The organism is Aeromonas sp. EU05-FHT14A05 (assembly GCF_058791175.1).
This window is the reverse complement of the sequence record NZ_JBYTDH010000001.1, coordinates 117938-135053: the sequence shown is the minus strand read 5'-3', so window position 1 is coordinate 135053 and position 17116 is coordinate 117938. Positions and strand designations below refer to the sequence as shown.

17 protein-coding genes are annotated in these 17116 nt (G+C 62.5%); 11 read left to right on the top strand and 6 right to left on the bottom strand.

Features of this window, described 5'->3' with window-relative positions; translation table 11 throughout:
* Window positions 1–242 precede the first annotated feature (242 nt).
* Window positions 243–1001, bottom strand: a complete 759-nt coding sequence (locus AC3WR3_RS00645) for a DeoR/GlpR family transcriptional regulator (protein WP_005328190.1) — start codon at window positions 999–1001, stop codon at window positions 243–245.
* 100 nt (window positions 1002–1101) lie between these two features.
* A complete protein-coding gene (gene glpT / locus AC3WR3_RS00640; RefSeq protein ID WP_139435903.1) occupies window positions 1102–2460 on the bottom strand; it encodes a glycerol-3-phosphate transporter in 1359 nt (452 codons plus the stop codon).
* Between the two features lie 488 nt (window positions 2461–2948).
* On the opposite strand from glpT, the gene AC3WR3_RS00635 reads away from it, so the two are divergent.
* Together AC3WR3_RS00635 and glpK are read left to right on the top strand one after the other, a co-directional pair.
* Entirely contained in the window at window positions 2949–3797 is an 849-nt protein-coding gene (locus tag AC3WR3_RS00635) for an MIP/aquaporin family protein (RefSeq protein WP_042648340.1), read from the top strand.
* Between the two features lie 29 nt (window positions 3798–3826).
* Window positions 3827–5329 (top strand): glycerol kinase GlpK, encoded by a 1503-nt coding sequence (glpK, locus tag AC3WR3_RS00630; protein ID WP_139435909.1) that lies wholly within the window; start codon window positions 3827–3829, stop codon window positions 5327–5329.
* A 184-nt stretch (window positions 5330–5513) separates the two neighbouring features.
* Here the strand turns inward: glpK and AC3WR3_RS00625 are convergent, their stop codons facing one another.
* On the bottom strand, window positions 5514–6416 hold the full coding sequence (locus tag AC3WR3_RS00625) for a LysR substrate-binding domain-containing protein (RefSeq protein WP_392460211.1): 903 nt from the start codon (window positions 6414–6416) through the stop codon (window positions 5514–5516).
* Between the two features lie 184 nt (window positions 6417–6600).
* On the opposite strand from AC3WR3_RS00625, the gene AC3WR3_RS00620 reads away from it, so the two are divergent.
* The 6 genes from AC3WR3_RS00620 to AC3WR3_RS00595 all read left to right on the top strand — a co-directional run bounded on the left by AC3WR3_RS00620 (window position 6601) and on the right by AC3WR3_RS00595 (window position 11275).
* Complete coding sequence (locus AC3WR3_RS00620; protein WP_492290873.1) at window positions 6601–6990, top strand: DUF6404 family protein; 390 nt, start codon at window positions 6601–6603, stop codon at window positions 6988–6990.
* A gap of 300 nt (window positions 6991–7290) precedes the next feature.
* Window positions 7291–7896 (top strand): DJ-1/PfpI family protein, encoded by a 606-nt coding sequence (locus tag AC3WR3_RS00615; protein WP_268433148.1) that lies wholly within the window; start codon window positions 7291–7293, stop codon window positions 7894–7896.
* 40 nt (window positions 7897–7936) lie between these two features.
* On the top strand, window positions 7937–8296 hold the full coding sequence (locus AC3WR3_RS00610) for a VOC family protein (protein ID WP_429108051.1): 360 nt from the start codon (window positions 7937–7939) through the stop codon (window positions 8294–8296).
* Between the two features lie 171 nt (window positions 8297–8467).
* Entirely contained in the window at window positions 8468–8758 is a 291-nt protein-coding gene (locus AC3WR3_RS00605) for a putative quinol monooxygenase (RefSeq protein ID WP_492290872.1), read from the top strand.
* 88 nt (window positions 8759–8846) lie between these two features.
* Window positions 8847–9650, top strand: coding sequence for a 2,5-didehydrogluconate reductase DkgB (gene dkgB, locus AC3WR3_RS00600; protein ID WP_492290871.1), 804 nt, complete (start codon window positions 8847–8849; stop codon window positions 9648–9650).
* Between the two features lie 452 nt (window positions 9651–10102).
* Entirely contained in the window at window positions 10103–11275 is a 1173-nt protein-coding gene (locus tag AC3WR3_RS00595; protein ID WP_492290870.1) for an MFS transporter, read from the top strand.
* 63 nt (window positions 11276–11338) lie between these two features.
* Here the strand turns inward: AC3WR3_RS00595 and cydX are convergent, their stop codons facing one another.
* Genes cydX through AC3WR3_RS00580 form a run of 3 tightly spaced genes read right to left on the bottom strand, consistent with a single transcriptional unit; the run spans window position 11339 to window position 14175 of the window.
* Window positions 11339–11452: a cytochrome bd-I oxidase subunit CydX gene (cydX, locus tag AC3WR3_RS00590; protein ID WP_005310033.1), complete on the bottom strand. Its 114-nt coding sequence runs from the start codon at window positions 11450–11452 to the stop codon at window positions 11339–11341.
* A gap of 24 nt (window positions 11453–11476) precedes the next feature.
* A complete protein-coding gene (gene cydB, locus AC3WR3_RS00585) occupies window positions 11477–12604 on the bottom strand; it encodes a cytochrome d ubiquinol oxidase subunit II (protein WP_492290869.1) in 1128 nt (375 codons plus the stop codon).
* Window positions 12604–14175 carry a cytochrome ubiquinol oxidase subunit I gene (locus AC3WR3_RS00580; RefSeq protein WP_492290868.1) on the bottom strand — a complete coding sequence of 524 codons (1572 nt, stop codon included), beginning with the start codon at window positions 14173–14175 and terminating at the stop codon, window positions 12604–12606. Before AC3WR3_RS00580 ends, cydB begins: the two co-directional genes overlap by 1 nt.
* A gap of 121 nt (window positions 14176–14296) precedes the next feature.
* Between AC3WR3_RS00580 and AC3WR3_RS00575 the strand changes: the two genes are divergently transcribed.
* From AC3WR3_RS00575 to AC3WR3_RS00565, 3 genes are all read left to right on the top strand, one after another.
* Window positions 14297–15712 carry an aminotransferase-like domain-containing protein gene (locus tag AC3WR3_RS00575; protein ID WP_492290867.1) on the top strand — a complete coding sequence of 472 codons (1416 nt, stop codon included), beginning with the start codon at window positions 14297–14299 and terminating at the stop codon, window positions 15710–15712.
* Window positions 15713–15832: 120 nt separating this feature from the next.
* Window positions 15833–16639, top strand: a complete 807-nt coding sequence (locus tag AC3WR3_RS00570; protein WP_202046260.1) for a substrate-binding domain-containing protein — start codon at window positions 15833–15835, stop codon at window positions 16637–16639.
* Window positions 16640–16694: 55 nt separating this feature from the next.
* Window positions 16695–17114 carry a COG4315 family predicted lipoprotein gene (locus AC3WR3_RS00565; RefSeq protein WP_202046261.1) on the top strand — a complete coding sequence of 140 codons (420 nt, stop codon included), beginning with the start codon at window positions 16695–16697 and terminating at the stop codon, window positions 17112–17114.
* Window positions 17115–17116 lie beyond the last annotated feature (2 nt).

The following is a 17116-nucleotide window of genomic DNA, read 5'->3' as shown; positions in this document are numbered from 1 at the left end:
ACTGCCCGAGGCCGAAGGAGCCAAGCTCTGAAGCCGAGATTGCCCAGAGGCAGACCACCTGGGACGAGAGGAGAGCCGTTGTTTTTAGCTCAAGCAGGCAGCGGCCAGCCGAGACGGCGCCACAGGGACAGAAGGAGAGAGGTTGCAGGGGCAAGGCGCCCCGCATGGGGAAGGCCCCGTGAGAGAGCAGCAAGAAAGCGGCCGCCTGACGGCGGCCTGATGCTAGTGCGGCGTGGGGAGACTCAGCAGATGTGGCAGGCTATCTGATGCTGGGACATCAGTCGCATCAGCTTCTCCGGCGGCTCCTGATCCGTGAACAGGGCGTGGATCTGGTTGAGGTTGCCGAGGTTGACCATGGCATTGCGCCCGAACTTGGTGTGGTCGGCGGCCAGGAACACCTGGCGGGAGTGGGCGATGATGGCCTGGGCTATCTTCACCTCGTGGTAGTCGAAATCGAGCAAGGAGCCGTCATTGTCGATGCCGGAGATGCCGATGACGCCATAGTCCATGCGGAACTGGCCGATGAAGTCACGGGTCGCCTCCCCGACGATGCCCCCGTCCCGGTTGCGGATCTCGCCACCGGCGATGATGACGGTGAAGTCATCCTTGGCGGTGAGTATGCTGGCGACGTTGAGGTTGTTGGTGACCACGCGCAGCTCCCTGTGGTCCAGCAGGGCGCGGGCGATGGCTTCCGTGGTGGTGCCGATGTCGATGAAGAGGGACGAGCCGTCCGGAATGTTGGCGGCCACCTCGCGGGCGATCCGCTCCTTCTCCTTGAGCTGCATCACCTTGCGGGCGCTGTAGGCGGTATTGACGGTACTCGAATGCAATGAGGCCCCGCCGTGATGGCGCCTGATCTTGTTCTGCTCGGCGAGATCGTTCAGATCCCGGCGAATGGTCTGGGGGCTGACGTCAAAATGGGTCACCAGATCGTCGGTCGAGACAAAGCCCTGCCTTGTCAGAACGTCCAGGATCTCCAGATGTCGTTGGGTTTGCTTCACGCTTGCACTCCGCTTGAGAGACGAAAAAAGGCCCCGGCATTGCGGGGCCTTTGGCAGTGTACCCTATCCCTTTTCGGACTGATAAGGGCAGGATCACGTTTTATGCCTTGTCGGCAGCGGCCTTCTTGGCAGCGACGGCGATGTTCTCGTGCTTGAGGGTCATTGCCAGCAGCACGATGGAGAGCACGCAAGATGCGGTCAGCACCATGAAACCGCCGTCCCAGCCGAAGTGGTCAACGGTGTAGCCCAGCATGGCGTTGGCCGCCACGGCGCCACCCAGATAACCGAACAGACCGGTGAAGCCCGCCGCGGTACCGGCCGCCTTCTTCGGCGCCAGCTCCAGCGCATAGAGACCGATCAGCATGACGGGGCCATAGATCAGGAAGCCGATGGCGACCAGTGCCAGCATGTCGACGGTGGGGTTGCCCGCCGGGTTGAGCCAGTAGACCAGCACAGCCAGGGTCACCAGCACCATGAACAGGATACCGGCCGGTGCGCGGCGGCCCTGGAACAGCTTGTCCGAGATCCAGCCGCACAGCAGGGTGCCCGGGATGCCCGCCCACTCATAGAGGAAGTAGGCCCAGGAGGAGTGATCCACGCTGAAGTCTTTGGCTTCTTTCAGGTAGGTCGGAGCCCAGTCCAGCACACCGTAACGAATGAGATAAACGAAGGCGTTGGCAATGGCGATGTACCACAACAGCTTGTTGTGCAGCACGTACTTGACGAAAATCTCCTTGGCGGAAAACTCCTGCTCGTGACTCTCGTTGTAATCCTTCGGATAGTCGTCCTTGTACTCCTCGATGGGGGGCAGACCAACGGATTGCGGGGTATCACGCATCACGAAGAAGGCGATCACCGCAATGGCGGCGGCAGCAGCAGCCGGCACATAGAAGGCACTGCGCCAGTCATTGAACCAGCCCATCCCCAGGATGAACAGCGGGCCTATCATGCCGCCACCCACGTTGTGGGCCACGTTCCAGACCGCGACCACTTCGCCCCGCTCCTTCTGTGACCACCAGTGCACCATGGTGCGACCGCAGGGCGGCCAGCCCATGCCCTGAACCCAGCCGTTCAGGAACAGCAGCACGAACATGATGGCGATGCTGGAGGTAGCCCAGTGCACTGTCCCCATCATGAACATGATGCCGGCCGAGAGCAGCAGGCCGGCGGAGAGGAAGTAACGCGCATTGGAGCGGTCCGACACGTTCCCCATCAGGAATTTGGAGAGACCGTAGGCAATGGAGACGCCGGACAGGGCCAGGCCCAGATCACCGCGGGAGAAGCCCTGCTCGATGAGGTAGGGCATCGCCAGACTGAAGTTCTTGCGCACCAGGTAGTAGCCGGCATAACCGAAGAAGATCCCGAAAAACACCTGCCAGCGCATGCGTTTGTAGAAGGGATCCACCTTGTCGGCCGGTAGCCGCTCTATGTGGGGTGCAGGCCTGAAGAGACTAAGCATGTTCTGCTTCCTTATTGTTGTTATGGGCGGTTGAGGGTGCCCCGATCGTGCCTGCGACCAGATGAGTCCTTATTCGCAAGCGAGCCTATTGTGCTCATTTGTGAACATTCAATCTGTGATGAAGGCTAAATTATTGCAGTTTTATTACAAAAAATGTCACCTGATGAGTGATCGCTCATCGGCCGCCAGCCCTTGCAGGGCAAGGAATCCAGCTACCCACTAAGGAGTATTAACACCGCTAACAGTTGCTTTTCGTCACATTTTCTTAGCAATGAATGGGATCTTGTCCACATTTCCGGTGGCGGGGGTCTGGTGAATTGGCACAGAAGGTTTATTTTCTCTCTCGTCCAAGAACGAGCGCAAACGAGCATAACGTTTGCGTCAGCTCAAATAACAAGAAGAAACGTTTTCGGACGCAAAAAATGGGAATGCAAGATAACGAAACGGAACATCAAACCTACTCTGGGTGGATATAAGGAATAACAACTATGAGCATACAAAGACCCAATACCCTGCTCGGCGAGTGCCTCGCCGAGTTTATCGGCACCGGCCTGCTGATCTTCTTCGGCGTCGGTTGCGTGGCCGCCCTGGTGCTGGCTGGCGCCAACTTCGGGCAATGGGAAATCTCCATTACCTGGGGCCTGGGGGTTGCCATCGCCATCTATGTGACCGGCGGCATCTCTGGCGCCCACCTGAACCCGGCGGTGACCCTGGCGCTGATGACCTTCTGCGGCTTCGACAAGCGCAAGGTGGTGCCCTTCATCATTGCCCAGATAGCGGGTGCCTTCGCCTCCGCCGCCCTGGTCTACTTCCTCTATGGCAACCTCTTCACCCAGTGGGAACTGACCCACAACGTGGTGCGCGGCAGCGTAGAGAGCCTCGGCACCGCCGGCATCTTCTCCACCTACCCCAATGCCCTGCTCTCCAACATGCAGGCGTTCGCGGTCGAGCTGGTGATCACCGCCGTCCTGATGCTGGGCATCATGGCGCTGGGTGACAACAACAACGGTGCCCCCAAAGGCTTCGCCGCCGCCCTGCTGATCGGCATACTGATCGCGGTGATCGGCGCCTCCCTCGGCCCCCTGACCGGCTTTGCCATGAACCCGGCCCGTGACTTTGGTCCCAAACTGTTCGCCTTCTTTGCAGGCTGGGGCGATGTGGCCCTGACCGGCGGTCGCGACAACCCCTACTTCTGGGTCCCCATCCTCGGCCCCATCGTCGGCGCCCAGCTGGGTACCGCTCTGTATGTGAAAGTGCTGGCTCCCTGCGTCCCGGGCAACCGTGTCGCGACCGAAGAAGCCGCCAAGCTGTCCAATAAAGAAGAGGCCGCCGCCTAAGAGCGGTCCCCCCAAACGTGGAGAACATCATGTCTGCTGAAAAGAAATTTGTCGTCGCGCTGGATCAAGGTACCACCTCCTCCCGTGCCATCGTGTTCGATCAGGACGCCAACATAGTCGCGACCTCACAGCGCGAATTCACCCAGCACTACCCGAAAGCGGGCTGGGTCGAGCACGACCCCATGGAGATCTGGGCGACCCAGTCCTCCGTCTTCACCGAGGTACTGGCCAAGAGCGGCCTGCACAGCGAGCAGATCGCCGCCATCGGCATCACCAACCAGCGTGAAACCACAGTGGTGTGGGAGAAAGCCACCGGCAAACCCGTCTACAACGCCATCGTCTGGCAGTGCCGCCGCACCGCGGCCATCTGTGAAGAGCTCAAAGCGCGCGGCCTGGAAGAGTACGTGCGGGAAAACACCGGCCTGGTGCTGGACGCCTACTTCTCCGGCACCAAGGTGAAGTGGATCCTGGACAACGTGGAAGGGGCCCGCGAGAAGGCGATGAACGGCGAGCTGCTGTTCGGCACCATAGACACCTGGCTGGTGTGGAAGATGACCAACGGCGAGGTGCACGTCACCGATCCAACCAACGCATCGCGCACCATGCTCTACAACATCCGCGATCTGAAGTGGGACGAGCGGATGCTGGACGAGCTGGGCATCCCCGCCTCCATGCTGCCCGAGGTCAAGCCCTCCTCCGAGGTCTATGGCTACACCACCCGTGGCGGCGGCTCCCGCATCCCCATCGCCGGCATCGCCGGTGACCAGCAGTCCGCCCTGTTCGGCCAGCTCTGTTTCGAGAAAGGCATGGCCAAGAACACCTATGGCACCGGCTGCTTCCTGCTGATGAACACAGGCACCGAGCCGGTTCGTTCCAGCAACGGCCTGCTGACCACGGTCGCCATCGGCCCGAAAGGGGAAGTGAACTACGCCCTCGAGGGTGCGGTGTTCATGGGTGGCGCCACCATCCAGTGGCTGCGTGACGAGCTGAAAATCATCCACGATGCCCGCGACACCGACTACTTCGCCTCCAAGGTGGGCGACACCAACGGCGTCTACCTGGTACCGGCCTTCGTCGGCCTGGGCGCCCCCTACTGGGATCCGTATGCTCGCGGCACCATGGTCGGCCTGACCCGCGGCGCGAACCGCAACCACATCATCCGCGCCGCCCTGGAATCCATCGCCTACCAGAGCCGCGACGTGCTGGATGCCATGCAGCAGGACTCCGGCATCAAGCTGGCGGCCCTGAAGGTGGACGGTGGCGCCGTGGCCAACGACTTCCTGATGCAGTTCCAGGCCGACATGATGCACACCCCAGTGGTGCGTCCGACCCGCATCGAGACCACCGCCATGGGCGCCGCCTTCCTGGCAGGCCTCGCCGTCGGCTTCTGGAAGAGCTCAGACGAGCTGGAAGACAAGTTCAGCGTCGATCGCGAGTTCATCCCGCAGATGGACAAGGCCGATCGCGCCAAACGTTACAGCGGCTGGCAGAAGGCGGTCGAACGCTCACGCCGCTGGGCCGAAGAGGAGTGATGGGGTAACCGACACCTCCTTGAGATGAAAAAAGCAAAGAGGCCGACAGCGATGTCGGCCTCTTCTTATTGGCGCTCGCGAACGCCCCTTCCGCCCCCTCCCCTTGCCAAGGGATGGGAGAAAATGACCCCTCCCCCTCGTGGAGGGGGAGGCCGGGAGGGGGTTGGCACTGTCGGCATGCCCTCTACAACGCCTCGGCGCCGAGCTGCTCTTTGAGGAAGTCGAGCCAGACCCGCAGCCGGATGTCCCGCTGGGCATCGGAGTAGAAGACCCCGTTGATGGGACGCGAGGCGCCGCTGTTGCTGCGGGCCAGCACCTCCACCAGGGCGCCGCTCGCCCTGTCCTCCCCCGTCATGAAGTCCGACAGGCAGACGATCCCCTGCCCTCTGAGCGCCAGCTGGCGCAGGGTCTCTCCGCTGCTGGCCCGCAGGGTCGGGGTGATGGCGAACCTGTCCCCCTGCTCGGCGCTCAGCAAGGGCCAGTGGTTGAGGTGATCGGGGTGCAAAAAACCGAGCAGCTCGTGGCCCGCCAGCAAGTCAGCCGGCTGGCGCGGGGTGCCGCGCTCCGCAAGATAGTCCGGGGAGGCGAGCAGCCGCAGCTTGGATCGCCCGAGCGGCAGGGCCCGCAGGGAGGAGTCCGTCAGCTCGCCGATGCGAATGGCCATGTCCACCCGCCGCTCCATCAGATTGATGAAGCCCTCGGAGCTGTGCAGTTGCAGCTCGATGCCGGGGTAGCGGCGGCGAAACTCCCCTATGATGGGCACCAGCCGGTGCAGGATAAAGGGGGTGGCGGCATCGACCCTCAGCACCCCTTCGGGTTGTTCTCGGCGCATCAGCAGATGGCTCTCCGCCTCGCTCATCTCGGTCAGCACCTTCACCGCCCGCTGATAGAACCAACTCCCCTCCTCGGTCAGGCTGACCCGCCTCGTGGTGCGGTTGAGCAGCACGGTGGCGAGCTTCTCTTCGAGGCGCTTGATGCCGCGGCTCACCACCGAGTTGTCCATGCCGAGGTTCTCCGCCGCCTGGCGAAAGCTGCCCGCCTCCACCACGGCCACAAACAGGGTCAGTTCATCGGAATGGGTCTTCATTGTTGTCATCCTGGCAAGAGTCATGGGGCTTTATAGGCGCAATGGCCCGGGATTGGCAAGGCAGGCGTCGCGATTTCCACAGATAAATAACGTGATGGCCAGCGCAAACCAGGCTCGCCCTTTGCCGGTACAATGCTGCCAAAATGGCATCGAATGGCGCCGCCAGGTCACAAGGACAAACACCATGACATTCGAAACGCGGCTGGCCGCCGCCCATCAGGAGCTGGCCAGCAAAGGGGTATGGCACGCCAACTACAATCCGCCCCTGTGCAGACTGCTGCGCAGGCTGGGTTGCCCGGTCAAACCGCCCCACTATGAGGGCTGGCTTACCAACGTTCTCGGGTTTGGCATCAGCATAGGGCTGTTCTGGGGTCTGTTGATGTGGTTTTTCAGCTGGCAACCCATGGGGATAGGACCGCTATTTGCCCTGCGCCAAACAGCCCTGTTTGCCGGATTATTCGGTATCTTGATGGCAAGTTGGCTCTGGCTCAGGGGCAGACAGCTTAAATTGACCCCATGGGATCGACTGGCGCCGTCCATTACCCCGCTCCACGACAAAGGCCCCACCCGATGACCAGACAGTGTTGCCCCCGCTGCGGGATGCATACAGAGCACAGCGAGCGGATAAAGCAGAAGCCTTCCCCCTATCCCAAAACCCGCCGCGGCCACTTCAGGGCGTTTCTCAACGGATTTTTCTCCGGGGTCGGCGGTCATGGCATCGCCGCACTTGAGCTACTCGACCGCTATGTGGTGTGCCAGCAGTGCGGACTGGAGCGACTTGAAAATCACGGCGAGGAGTTCAAATAGTCTCACCTAACCATGACGAGAAGAGTGATGAGCACCGTTCACCCCATAAAAACGGCAGGAAAACCTGATGCATACCATCGCCATTATTATTTTTGATGACTTTACCGATATCGATTTCTTCTTGATAAAAGACATTCTTGGCAGAACCCAGCACGACTGGGTGGTTAAGGTTCTGGGTACAAAACCAAGCCATCATTCCGTGTTGGGTAACTCAGTCACAACTGATGGCCATATTCTGGCAGCCAATGATGCCGATGCAGTCATTTTCAGTAGTGGCCAGAAAGGGATTCCGGCTGTACTGGCCGACCCGCAATTTATGTCCTCATTCAAACTGGATCCTGAGAAACAGTTGATTGGATCTATCTGCGCAGGCTCCTTTATCTTGGCGCAACTGGGTCTGCTCGATGGCAAGCAAGCCACGACCCATCCAGATGCTAAGCCCGCCTTGCTCACTCAGGGTGTGGATGTTCAAGACAAACCGCTTGTGGTCGAGGGAAATATCGCAACCGCAGGTGGTTGTCTCTCTGCTCTTTATCTGACAGGTTGGTTGGCGGAACGACTCTGCAATGCTGCCAAACGTCGTGAAATTCACCGGCAACTCCTGCCTGCGGGACAGGCAGATATCTATGAAAAATTGATCAACTCCTCAATTGCTGCCGCTTATCGCGACTAAATAATGATGTTGTTTACAAATGTTAATGGAGATAGCCCACATGAAAGCCCATGAGAAACTGAACTATGTGGAATTTGCGGCAAGGGATCTCGCCGCGACCAAGGCCTTCTTCACCGCCGCCTTTGGCTGGCAATTTGCCGACTACGGTCCCGATTATTGCGCCTTCGAAGGGGAAGGGCTGGATGGCGGCTTCTACCGCGCAGATATGTGCAGTCACAGCCATCAGGGGGGCGCCCTGCTGGTGTTCTACAGCGCCGACATTGCGGCAACCCAGGCCAAGGTGCAGCACCATGGCGGCATCATCAACCGCCCGCTGTTCGACTTCCCCGGCGGTCGGCGCTTCCACTTTGTCGAACCCAGCGGCAACGAGTTTGCGGTCTGGTCCGAACCGGCGGCCTGATGGCGAGGGCGTCCCGGCGCCCCCTGTTGCTTTCCCTCCCTGACCTCTTCGCCGGCACCTCGCCCAGCCCATTTATTGCTGCTCTTATCTCAATAGTGTTTTGCGACTGCTGCCCTGTTTCCCCCAGTCTGCCGGGGGCATACTGGCCGTCGTTTTAGCAAAGAGGTGCAGATGTCATCCCCCATCACAGTGATTGCCGAGCTTGAGGCCAAGCCTGAATTTGCCGCCGAGTGTCGCGCCGCCTTGGGCCCCTTGATAGCGGCTACCCTGCAAGAGCCCGGGTGCCTCTGCTACCAGTTGCATCAGAGCCTGGAGAGCCCCCACGGCTGGATGATCCACGAGGCGTGGGAGAACGAGGCGGCGCTCAGCGCCCACCAGCAGCAGCCCCATTTTATCGCCTTCGTGGCCAGCACCCGGGGCTGGTTTGCCAGCACCAGCGTTCGCCGCTATCAACTAGCCTGAATCCAGCTGCGGCCTGCCCCTGCCCGCCCTGGATGCGGGGACGGGCCGACACAATATTGAGCGTAGAAACAATAACTTGAGGAATATGATGATGAAGATGCCCAACCTGGGTCTTGGTACCTTTCGCCTGAAGGATCAGCCCCTGCGCGACTCCCTGCTGCAGGGTCTGGATCTCGGCTATCGCCATATCGATACCGCCCAGATCTATGACAACGAGGCCGAAGTGGGCCACTTGATGAGCGAAAGCGGCGTGCCCCGCCAGGATATCTACCTGACCACCAAGGTGTGGATCAGCGAGTTCGGCCCGGGCAAGGTGATCCCGAGCCTGGAGCTGAGCCTGGAGAAACTGCGCACCGACTACCTGGATCTGGCGCTTATTCACTGGCCCTCCCCCCAGGATGAGGTGCCGATGGCGGTCTATCTGGAGCAGCTTGCCGAGGCCAAGGCCCGGGGCCTGACCCGGGAGATAGGGGTTTCCAACTTCACCGTGGCCCAGCTCAAGCAGGCTATCGAGATCCTGGGGCCGGGTGCCATCGCCCACCAGCAGGTGGAGATCCACCCCCTGCTGCAAAACCGCAAGGTGGTTGAGTTCTGCCAGGAGCACGGCATCGCCATCACCGCCTATATGCCGCTCGCCTATGGCAAGGTACTGAGCGAACCGCTCCTGATGGAGATCGGCAAGCGCCACGGCGTCTCGGCGGCCCAGGTGTCGCTCGCCTGGCTGCTGGCCCAGGGCATGACGGTGATCCCGAGCTCCACCAAACGGGAGAACCTCGCCGCCAACCTGGCTGCGCTGAAGGTCAAACTCAGCCCCGAGGAGATGGCTCAGATTGCCACCCTGGATCGAGGCGAGCGCTGCGCCAACCCGGACTTCGCACCGGCCTGGGATTGATCCTCCTCATCCCCAGCCCTTCTCCCGCCAGGGGAGAAGGGAGCAAACCGCACTTCGGGATCTGTCTGTGACCCCAAGCGGGAGGCATCATGCCTCCCGCTTTTTCTCGTCCTCCCCTCCCCCACCATCACCAGGCATCTGGCACTGGACGCCATCCAGCCCTGCGCGGCCACACTGCCGCCCGTGCTACACCCCCAGAGCCTTCCCTTGCCCCTTTATCCCTTGCCTCTGTGTTCCCGGCTCGCTCTGCACGCGTTGCTGCTGCGCGCTTTGTCTCTGCCTTCCGCTAACTCTGCATAGCCGCTCTTGCGGCCTCAGCCACTACTCCTTCCACGGCACCATTGCTGCTTATTTGGCAAAAGTAATTTGATGTTGCCGTCATTTTTGCCAACAAAGCTCATCGGCATACTGGCGCCATTCTCCCGTCGGGAGCCACTATCCAAGGAGTTTGTATGCCACTGGCGTTATTTGCCCTCACCCTGAGTGCCTTTGCGATCGGCACCACCGAGTTTGTGATCGTGGGGCTCATTCCCACCATAGCCGAGCAGCTCAATGTCTCGCTCCCCTCGGCGGGCCTGCTGGTCAGCCTCTATGCCCTGGGGGTGGCCATAGGCGCACCTGTGCTGACGGCGCTCACCGGCAAGCTGCCGCGCAAGTGGCTGCTGGTGGGCCTGATGGCGCTCTTCACCGCCGGCAACCTGCTGGCCTGGCAGGCACCGGGCTACGAGAGCCTGATCGTCGCCCGCATCCTCACCGGCCTGGCCCACGGGGTCTTCTTCTCGGTGGGCAGCACAATCGCCACCGGGCTGGTGGCCAAGGAGAAGGCGGCGAGCGCCATCGCCATCATGTTCAGCGGCCTCACGGTCGCCCTGGTGACCGGCGTGCCGCTCGGCACCTGGATTGGTCAGCAGTTCGGCTGGCGCGAGACCTTCCTGGTGGTGAGCCTGCTCGGCCTCGTCGCCATGGTCGGCAGCCTGCTGCTGATCCCGAACAACCTGCCCAAGGGGACAGCCTCCAGCCTCAGTGAGCAGCTCGCCGTGCTGACCAAGAAGCCGCTGCTGATGGTCTATGCCAAGACCGCCCTGGGTTACGGCGGCGCCTTCACCGCCTTTACCTTCCTCGCCCCCATCTTGCAGCAGGTGAGCGGCTTCGGTGCCAATGCGGTGAGCCTGATCCTGCTGGTATACGGGGTGTCGGTGGCCGTCGGCAATATCTGGGGCGGCAAGCTCGCGGACAAGATGGGCCCGCTGCCCGCCTTGAAGCTGATGTTTGGCGGTCTGGCGCTCATCCTGCTGATGCTCACCTTCACCGCGCCCCATCCGGTGCTGGCGGTGCTCACCGTGCTGGTGTGGGGTGCCTTCGCGTTCGGCAACGTGCCGGGGCTGCAGGTGCTGGTGGTGAAACAGGCCGAAATCCACACCCCCAATGCCGTGGACGTGGCCTCCGGCCTCAACATCGCCGCCTTCAACGTCGGCATAGCGCTGGGATCCGTGGTGGGGGGTTTAGTGGTGGATCACCTGGGTCTGATGCACACCCCCTGGATCGGAGCCCTCATCGTGCTGCTGGCCTATGGCCTGACCCACGTCAGCGAGAGGCGCGAGGCCAAGTTGGCGCTGGCGGTTTAACCTCCCACAGACGAAGAGGCCGACACCCAGTGTCGGCCTCTTTCATTGGCAAGATGGCGCGGCTCAAGACTCCTTGAGATCCTCGTCGGCGGCCCAGCGCGCCTCCAGCCAGAGCAGATTGACCAGGCCGCACAGCAGCGCAAACCCCAGCCCCAAAATCCAGGTGAAATACCACATATCGAAGACTCCTCAATTCCTGTGTCAGTAAAGGCTATGGCCCTGCTGGCGCACCTGCTCGGTACTCATCTTGCCCCGCGCCACCCAGTAGACCCAGAGCGTATAGCCGATGTTGATGGGCATCAGCACCGCGACTATGCCCAGCATGATAAGCAGCGTCCGCTCGCTGGAGGTGCCATCCCACAGGGTCAGGCTGCTGGACGGATCCAGAGACGAGGGCAGCACGAAGGGGAAGAGCGCGATGGCCACGGTCAGCATCATGGTGGCGCAGGCACCACCGCTGGCGAGGATGGCCAGCCGCGCCCGACCCAGCTGGCTGGCCAGCGTACTCAAGAGCGGCAGCGCGAGGCCAAGGGCAGGCACTGCCCAGAGCACAGGGTGTGCCACGAAGTTGCCAAACCAGCCATCCGGCGCCGTCGTCACCTGCTTCATCAGGGGGGTCAGGGCGCGGTTGAGATCCCCTATCTCGGCTATCCGGTAACCGCGCATCTGGCTGAGCCAGAAACCGCCGAGGGCAAAGAGAATGCTCGCCAATGGGCCGAGCCAGCGGCTCTGGCGGGCGCAGCGCGCTGCTATCACCCCTTGGGTCTTGCACTGCAGGAAGCTGCAGCCATGGAGCATCAGCAGGACCAGCGCCGTGCCCATGCAGGTCAACAGCAGCGGCCAGTTAAAATCGAAGGCGCCGTAGTGGATGCGAAGGGCCGAGTCGAAGCGAAACGGCAAGCCTTGCAGCAAGAAGCCCAGGGTCGCGCCAAACACCAGGGTCGGCAGCAGGGCACCCATCACCAGGGCCCTGTCCCACCAGCGGCGCCACAGGGGGTCCGGCAGCTTGCTGCGATAGTCAAACCCCACCGGGCGCAGGAAGAGGCCGAACAGCAGGAACATGAAGGGCACGTAGAGCGCCGAGAAGGAGGCGGCATAGACCAGGGGCCAGGCGGCGAACAGGGTGCCGGCACCGGCGATGAGCCACACCTGGTTGCCCTCCCACACCGGCCCCACGCTGTTGAGCAGCACCCGCCGCTCCTCATCGGTTTTGGCCACCACGGGGAGCAACATGCCGACCCCGAGATCGAAGCCATCCATCACCACGAAGCCGATGAGCAGGAAGAGCACCAGCCCCCACCAGATGAGTTTCAGGGTTTCGTAATCCATCAGACGGGACTCCCGTTTTTCAACACTTCACCTTGATAACGACCCGTCTGCAGGCTCGCGGGCCCTTTGCGGATCACGTGACGCAACAAGAACAGCTCCACCACCAGCAACGTGCTGTAGATGAGGAAGATGGAGATGAGGCTGAACCAGAGTTGCCCAGGTTGCAGCAAGGAGACGGAGGCCGACACCGGCAGCACGTCGCTGATGGTCCAGGGCTGGCGGCCGAACTCCGCCACGAACCAGCCCGCCTCGATGGCAATCCAGGGCAGCGGTATGCTCCAGAACAGCGCCTTGAGCAGGCGCGGGGATTGCACCAGCTTACCCCGGCACAGCTGCAGGAAGGCGGCACCAAAGAGCCCGAGCAACACCACCCCTATGCCCACCATCAGCCGGAAACTCCAGAAGAGCGGCGCCACCTGGGGAATGGAGTCGTCGACCGCCCGGGCGATGGCCGCCTCGTCCGCCTTGCCGATATCGGCGGCGTAGGGGGTCAGCAGCAGGCCGTAGCCGAGATCCGCGCGGTGGCGCTCGAAGGTGGCGCGGGCCTCGGCATTGCTGCCGTCTGAGCGCAGCGCCTCCAGGGCGTCGTGGGCAAGCATGCCGCTGCGAACGCGCACCTCGTGCTGCGCCTTCAGATCTTTCAAACCCGTCACCTGCTCATCCAGGGAGCGGGTGGCGATGATGCCCATCAGATAGGGTATCTTGACCGCAGCGTGAGTGGTCTCGGCGCGCTGATCCGGCAGGCCGAACAGGGTGAAGGAGGCGGGCGCCGGCTCGGTGTGCCACTCCGCCTCAATGGCGGCGAGCTTGACCTTCTGCACCTCCCCGGTGCGATAGCCCGACTCGTCCCCCAGCACAATGACCGAGAGGATGGCCGCCAGACCAAAGCCCGAGGCGATGGCGAAGGAGCGCAGGGCGAAGCGCACCTCCATGCGACGCAGCAGATACCAGCTGCTCACCCCCATCACGAACAGGGAGGCGGCCACATAGCCCGCCGCTACCGTGTGCACGAACTTGACCTGGGCCACCGGGTTGAAGATCACCGCCGCCACGTCCACCAGCTCCATGCGCATCGTCATGGGGTTGAACTCGGCCCCCACCGGGTTCTGCATCCAGCCGTTGGCGATGAGGATCCAGAGCGCGGAGAGGTTGGAGCCAAGCGCCACCAGCATGGTCACCAGCAGGTGCTGACCCCGGGAGAGCTTGTCCCAGCCGAAGAAGAAGAGGCCCACCAGGGTGGACTCCAGGAAGAAGGCCATCAGCCCCTCCACCGCCAGCGGGGTGCCGAAGATGTCGCCGACATAGTGGGAGTAGTAGGCCCAGTTGGTACCGAACTGGAACTCCAGGGTAATGCCGGTGGTGACCCCCATGACGAAGTTGATACCGAACAGCTTGCCCCAGAAGCGGGTGATGTCCTTGTAGATCACCTTGCCGGTCATCACGTAGGCGGACTCGGCGATCACCAGGATCCAGGACAGCCCCAGGGTGAGGGGCACAAACAGAAAGTGGAACATCGCCGTCGCGCCGAACTGTATTCGGGAGAGGCTGACCACATCATCCAGGCTTATCATGCATGACTCTCTATGTTGCATTTAACAGGCAGGTTTTCGCCCGTTAAGTACAACACGTGCCATGACACCTATAACAGATGCAGTTATAGTGAAATCCACCTATAACAGTTTAGGCCACCCCATGTCCCGTTACGGTCAGCTGGCTGCCATGTTGCAGCAGCAGATAGAGAGCGGCCTCTGGCAGCCGGGGGAGCGCATCCCCTCCATCCGCCAGAGCTGCAAGACCCATCATTTGAGCCCCATGACGGTGCTGCAGGCCTATCAGCTGCTCGAGAGCCGCGGCCTCATCCTGGCGCGGCCCCAGTCCGGCTACTACGTCAAGGCCGCCACCTCCCCGCTGTCCGCCGGCACGGCCCAGCAGGCCCGCTACAGCGGCTCGGTGGACATCAACGATCTGGTGTTCGAGGTGTTGCAGGCGAGCAAGTCCCGGGAGCTGGTGCCGCTGGGGCTCGCGGTGGCGGATCCCGCCCTCTTCCCCCACCCCCAGCTCGGCCGTGCCCTGGCGAGCTGCATGCGCCGCCTCGATCCCTTCAGCACGGTGGCAGATCTGCCTCCCGGCAACGAGGCGCTGCGCCGCGCCATCGCCCAGCGTTACGCCAGCGACGGCCTGGCGGTGGATCCCCAGGAGATCATCATCACCACGGGTGCCATGGAGGCGCTCTCCTTAAGCCTGCAGGTGCTGACCGAGCCCGGGGACTGGGTGGTGGTGGAGTCCCCCACCTTCTACGGCGCCCTGCAGGCCATAGAGCGGCTCAAGCTCAACGTGGTGGAGATCCCCGTGATCCCCGGGGTGGGCATCGATCTCGCCCTGCTCACCGAGGCCCTCGCCCAGCGCCCCATCAAGGCGTGCTGGCTGATGGGCAACGTGCAGCATCCCCTGGGTCACACCATGCCGGATGGCCACAAGCAGGAACTGATGGCGTTGCTCAACGCCCATGAGGTGCCCCTGGTGGAGGACGACGTCTACGCCGAGCTCTATTTTGGCCGCGAGCGCCCCAGCCCCATCAAGCGCTGGGACGCCCGGGGCGACAGCCTGCTGTGCGGCTCCTGGACCAAGTGCCTGGCGCCGGGCTTTCGGGTCGGCTGGGTGGTGGCCGGATCCCATGCCGAGCGCATCCAGCGGCTGCAACTGATGTCGACGCTCTCCACCAATGTGCCGAGCCAGCTGGCGCTCGCCGACATGCTGCGCCAGGGCGGGGTGGATGCCCACTTTCGCCGCCTGCGCCACACCCTGGCCCAGCGCCAGCAGCAGATGCGGGCTGCTCTGCTGCGCCTCTTCCAGGACGAGGTGCATATCTCGACCCCGGACGGCGGCTACTTCCTCTGGCTGACATTCGACGCGCGCCTCGACAGCCGGGCCCTCTATGCCCAGGCGCTGGCCAGCGGCTTCTCGTTGGCCCCCGGGGCCCTGTTCTCGAGCCAGGGCCAGCACAACCACTGCCTGCGCCTCAACAGCGCCCATCCCTGGAGCCCGGCGCTGGAGGCCGCCCTCACCCGACTGGCGGCCCTGGTCCACCAGAAATTGGGAGGCTCCTAGCCTTTATCGATAGCTGCACCTGAGGCAGGTTCGGCTTTATTGATAAATTAATTTCTCCTCAGCTGCATCCAATCGCCTCCCTCCTTCGTCTCTTGCTTGAACCTCAATCAAGGAGAGACGATGAAATCCCAACCCCTCTGGCTCGCCCTGTTCTGCTCGGCCCTCATCCAGCCGCTGCAGGCCACCCCCCTCCCCCAGTCTGCCCAGACCGACCCTGTCCATCAGGCCGGTGACGGCGTGATCCGCCTCTATGGCCCCGGTGGCCCGGACACCGCCCTGAAACGGGCGGCTACAGCCTTCCAGCAGGAGACCGGGATCCCGGTCGAGGTCACCGCCGGCCCCGAACATAGCTGGCGTGACAGGGCCGTCAAGGATGCCGATCTCATCTTCGCCGGGGCCGAGCAATCCATGTCCGCCTACCTGCAGAGCTACCCCTTCCTCGACAAGCAGAGCGCCCACGCCTACTACCTGCGCCGCAGCGTCATCGCGGTGCAGAAGGGCAACCCCGCGCGGATCACCGGGGTGGAGGATCTCATCAATCGCCCCCTCAAGGTGGTGGTGACCGAGGGACTCGGCAGCTACAACACCTCGGGCACCGGACTCTGGGAAGACGTGGCCGGGCGCAGGGGCAAGCTGGCCGATGTGCAGAAGCTCAGGCGCAACATCGTCGCCTTCGAGCAGGGCAGCGGCGCCAGTTTCCGGGCCTTCACCGGCCAGCGGGCCGATGCCTGGATCACCTGGGTGCACTGGCCCCTGAACCACCAGGACAAGGCGGATTTCGTCGAGATCGAGCCGGAGCGCCGCATCTATCGCGGCCTGCTGATCACCAAGGCGCAAGGGGCGGATGCCAGCACCCAGCGCTTTATCGACTTCATCGACAGCCCCCAAGGCGAGCCCTTCTTCGCCCAGGATGGTTGGACCCGTTAACCCCTGACCTCTCATAACCAAACAAACCATCGCCAACAGACCCAAGGAGAACACCATGAACAAGTTCCTCATCACCCTCGCCTGCCTGCCCCTCGCCTCGGCCTGGGCCCTGGACACTCAGCCCCTGAGCGGGGCCGAACAGCTGCCCATCGCCCGGATGACCGAGAACGGCAAGGCCTATCTGGTCGATGCCAAGGGCTTCAGCCTCTACCGCTTCGACAAGGATGCCCAAGGAAAATCAACCTGTTATGCTGAGTGCGCCGAAAAGTGGCCGCCGGCATTGGCCAGCGCGGAGCAGGCCAAGGCGGGCGTCGGCAGCGCGGCCGACGTCGGCATCAGCCTGATCCTGCGCGACGATGGCAACTATCAGTGGAGCTACCGTGGCCAACCGCTCTATCGCTGGATCAAGGATGAGCAGCCCGGCCAGAGCAGCGGGGACGGCGTGAAGAATGTCTGGCATCGCGTCCAACTATGAGG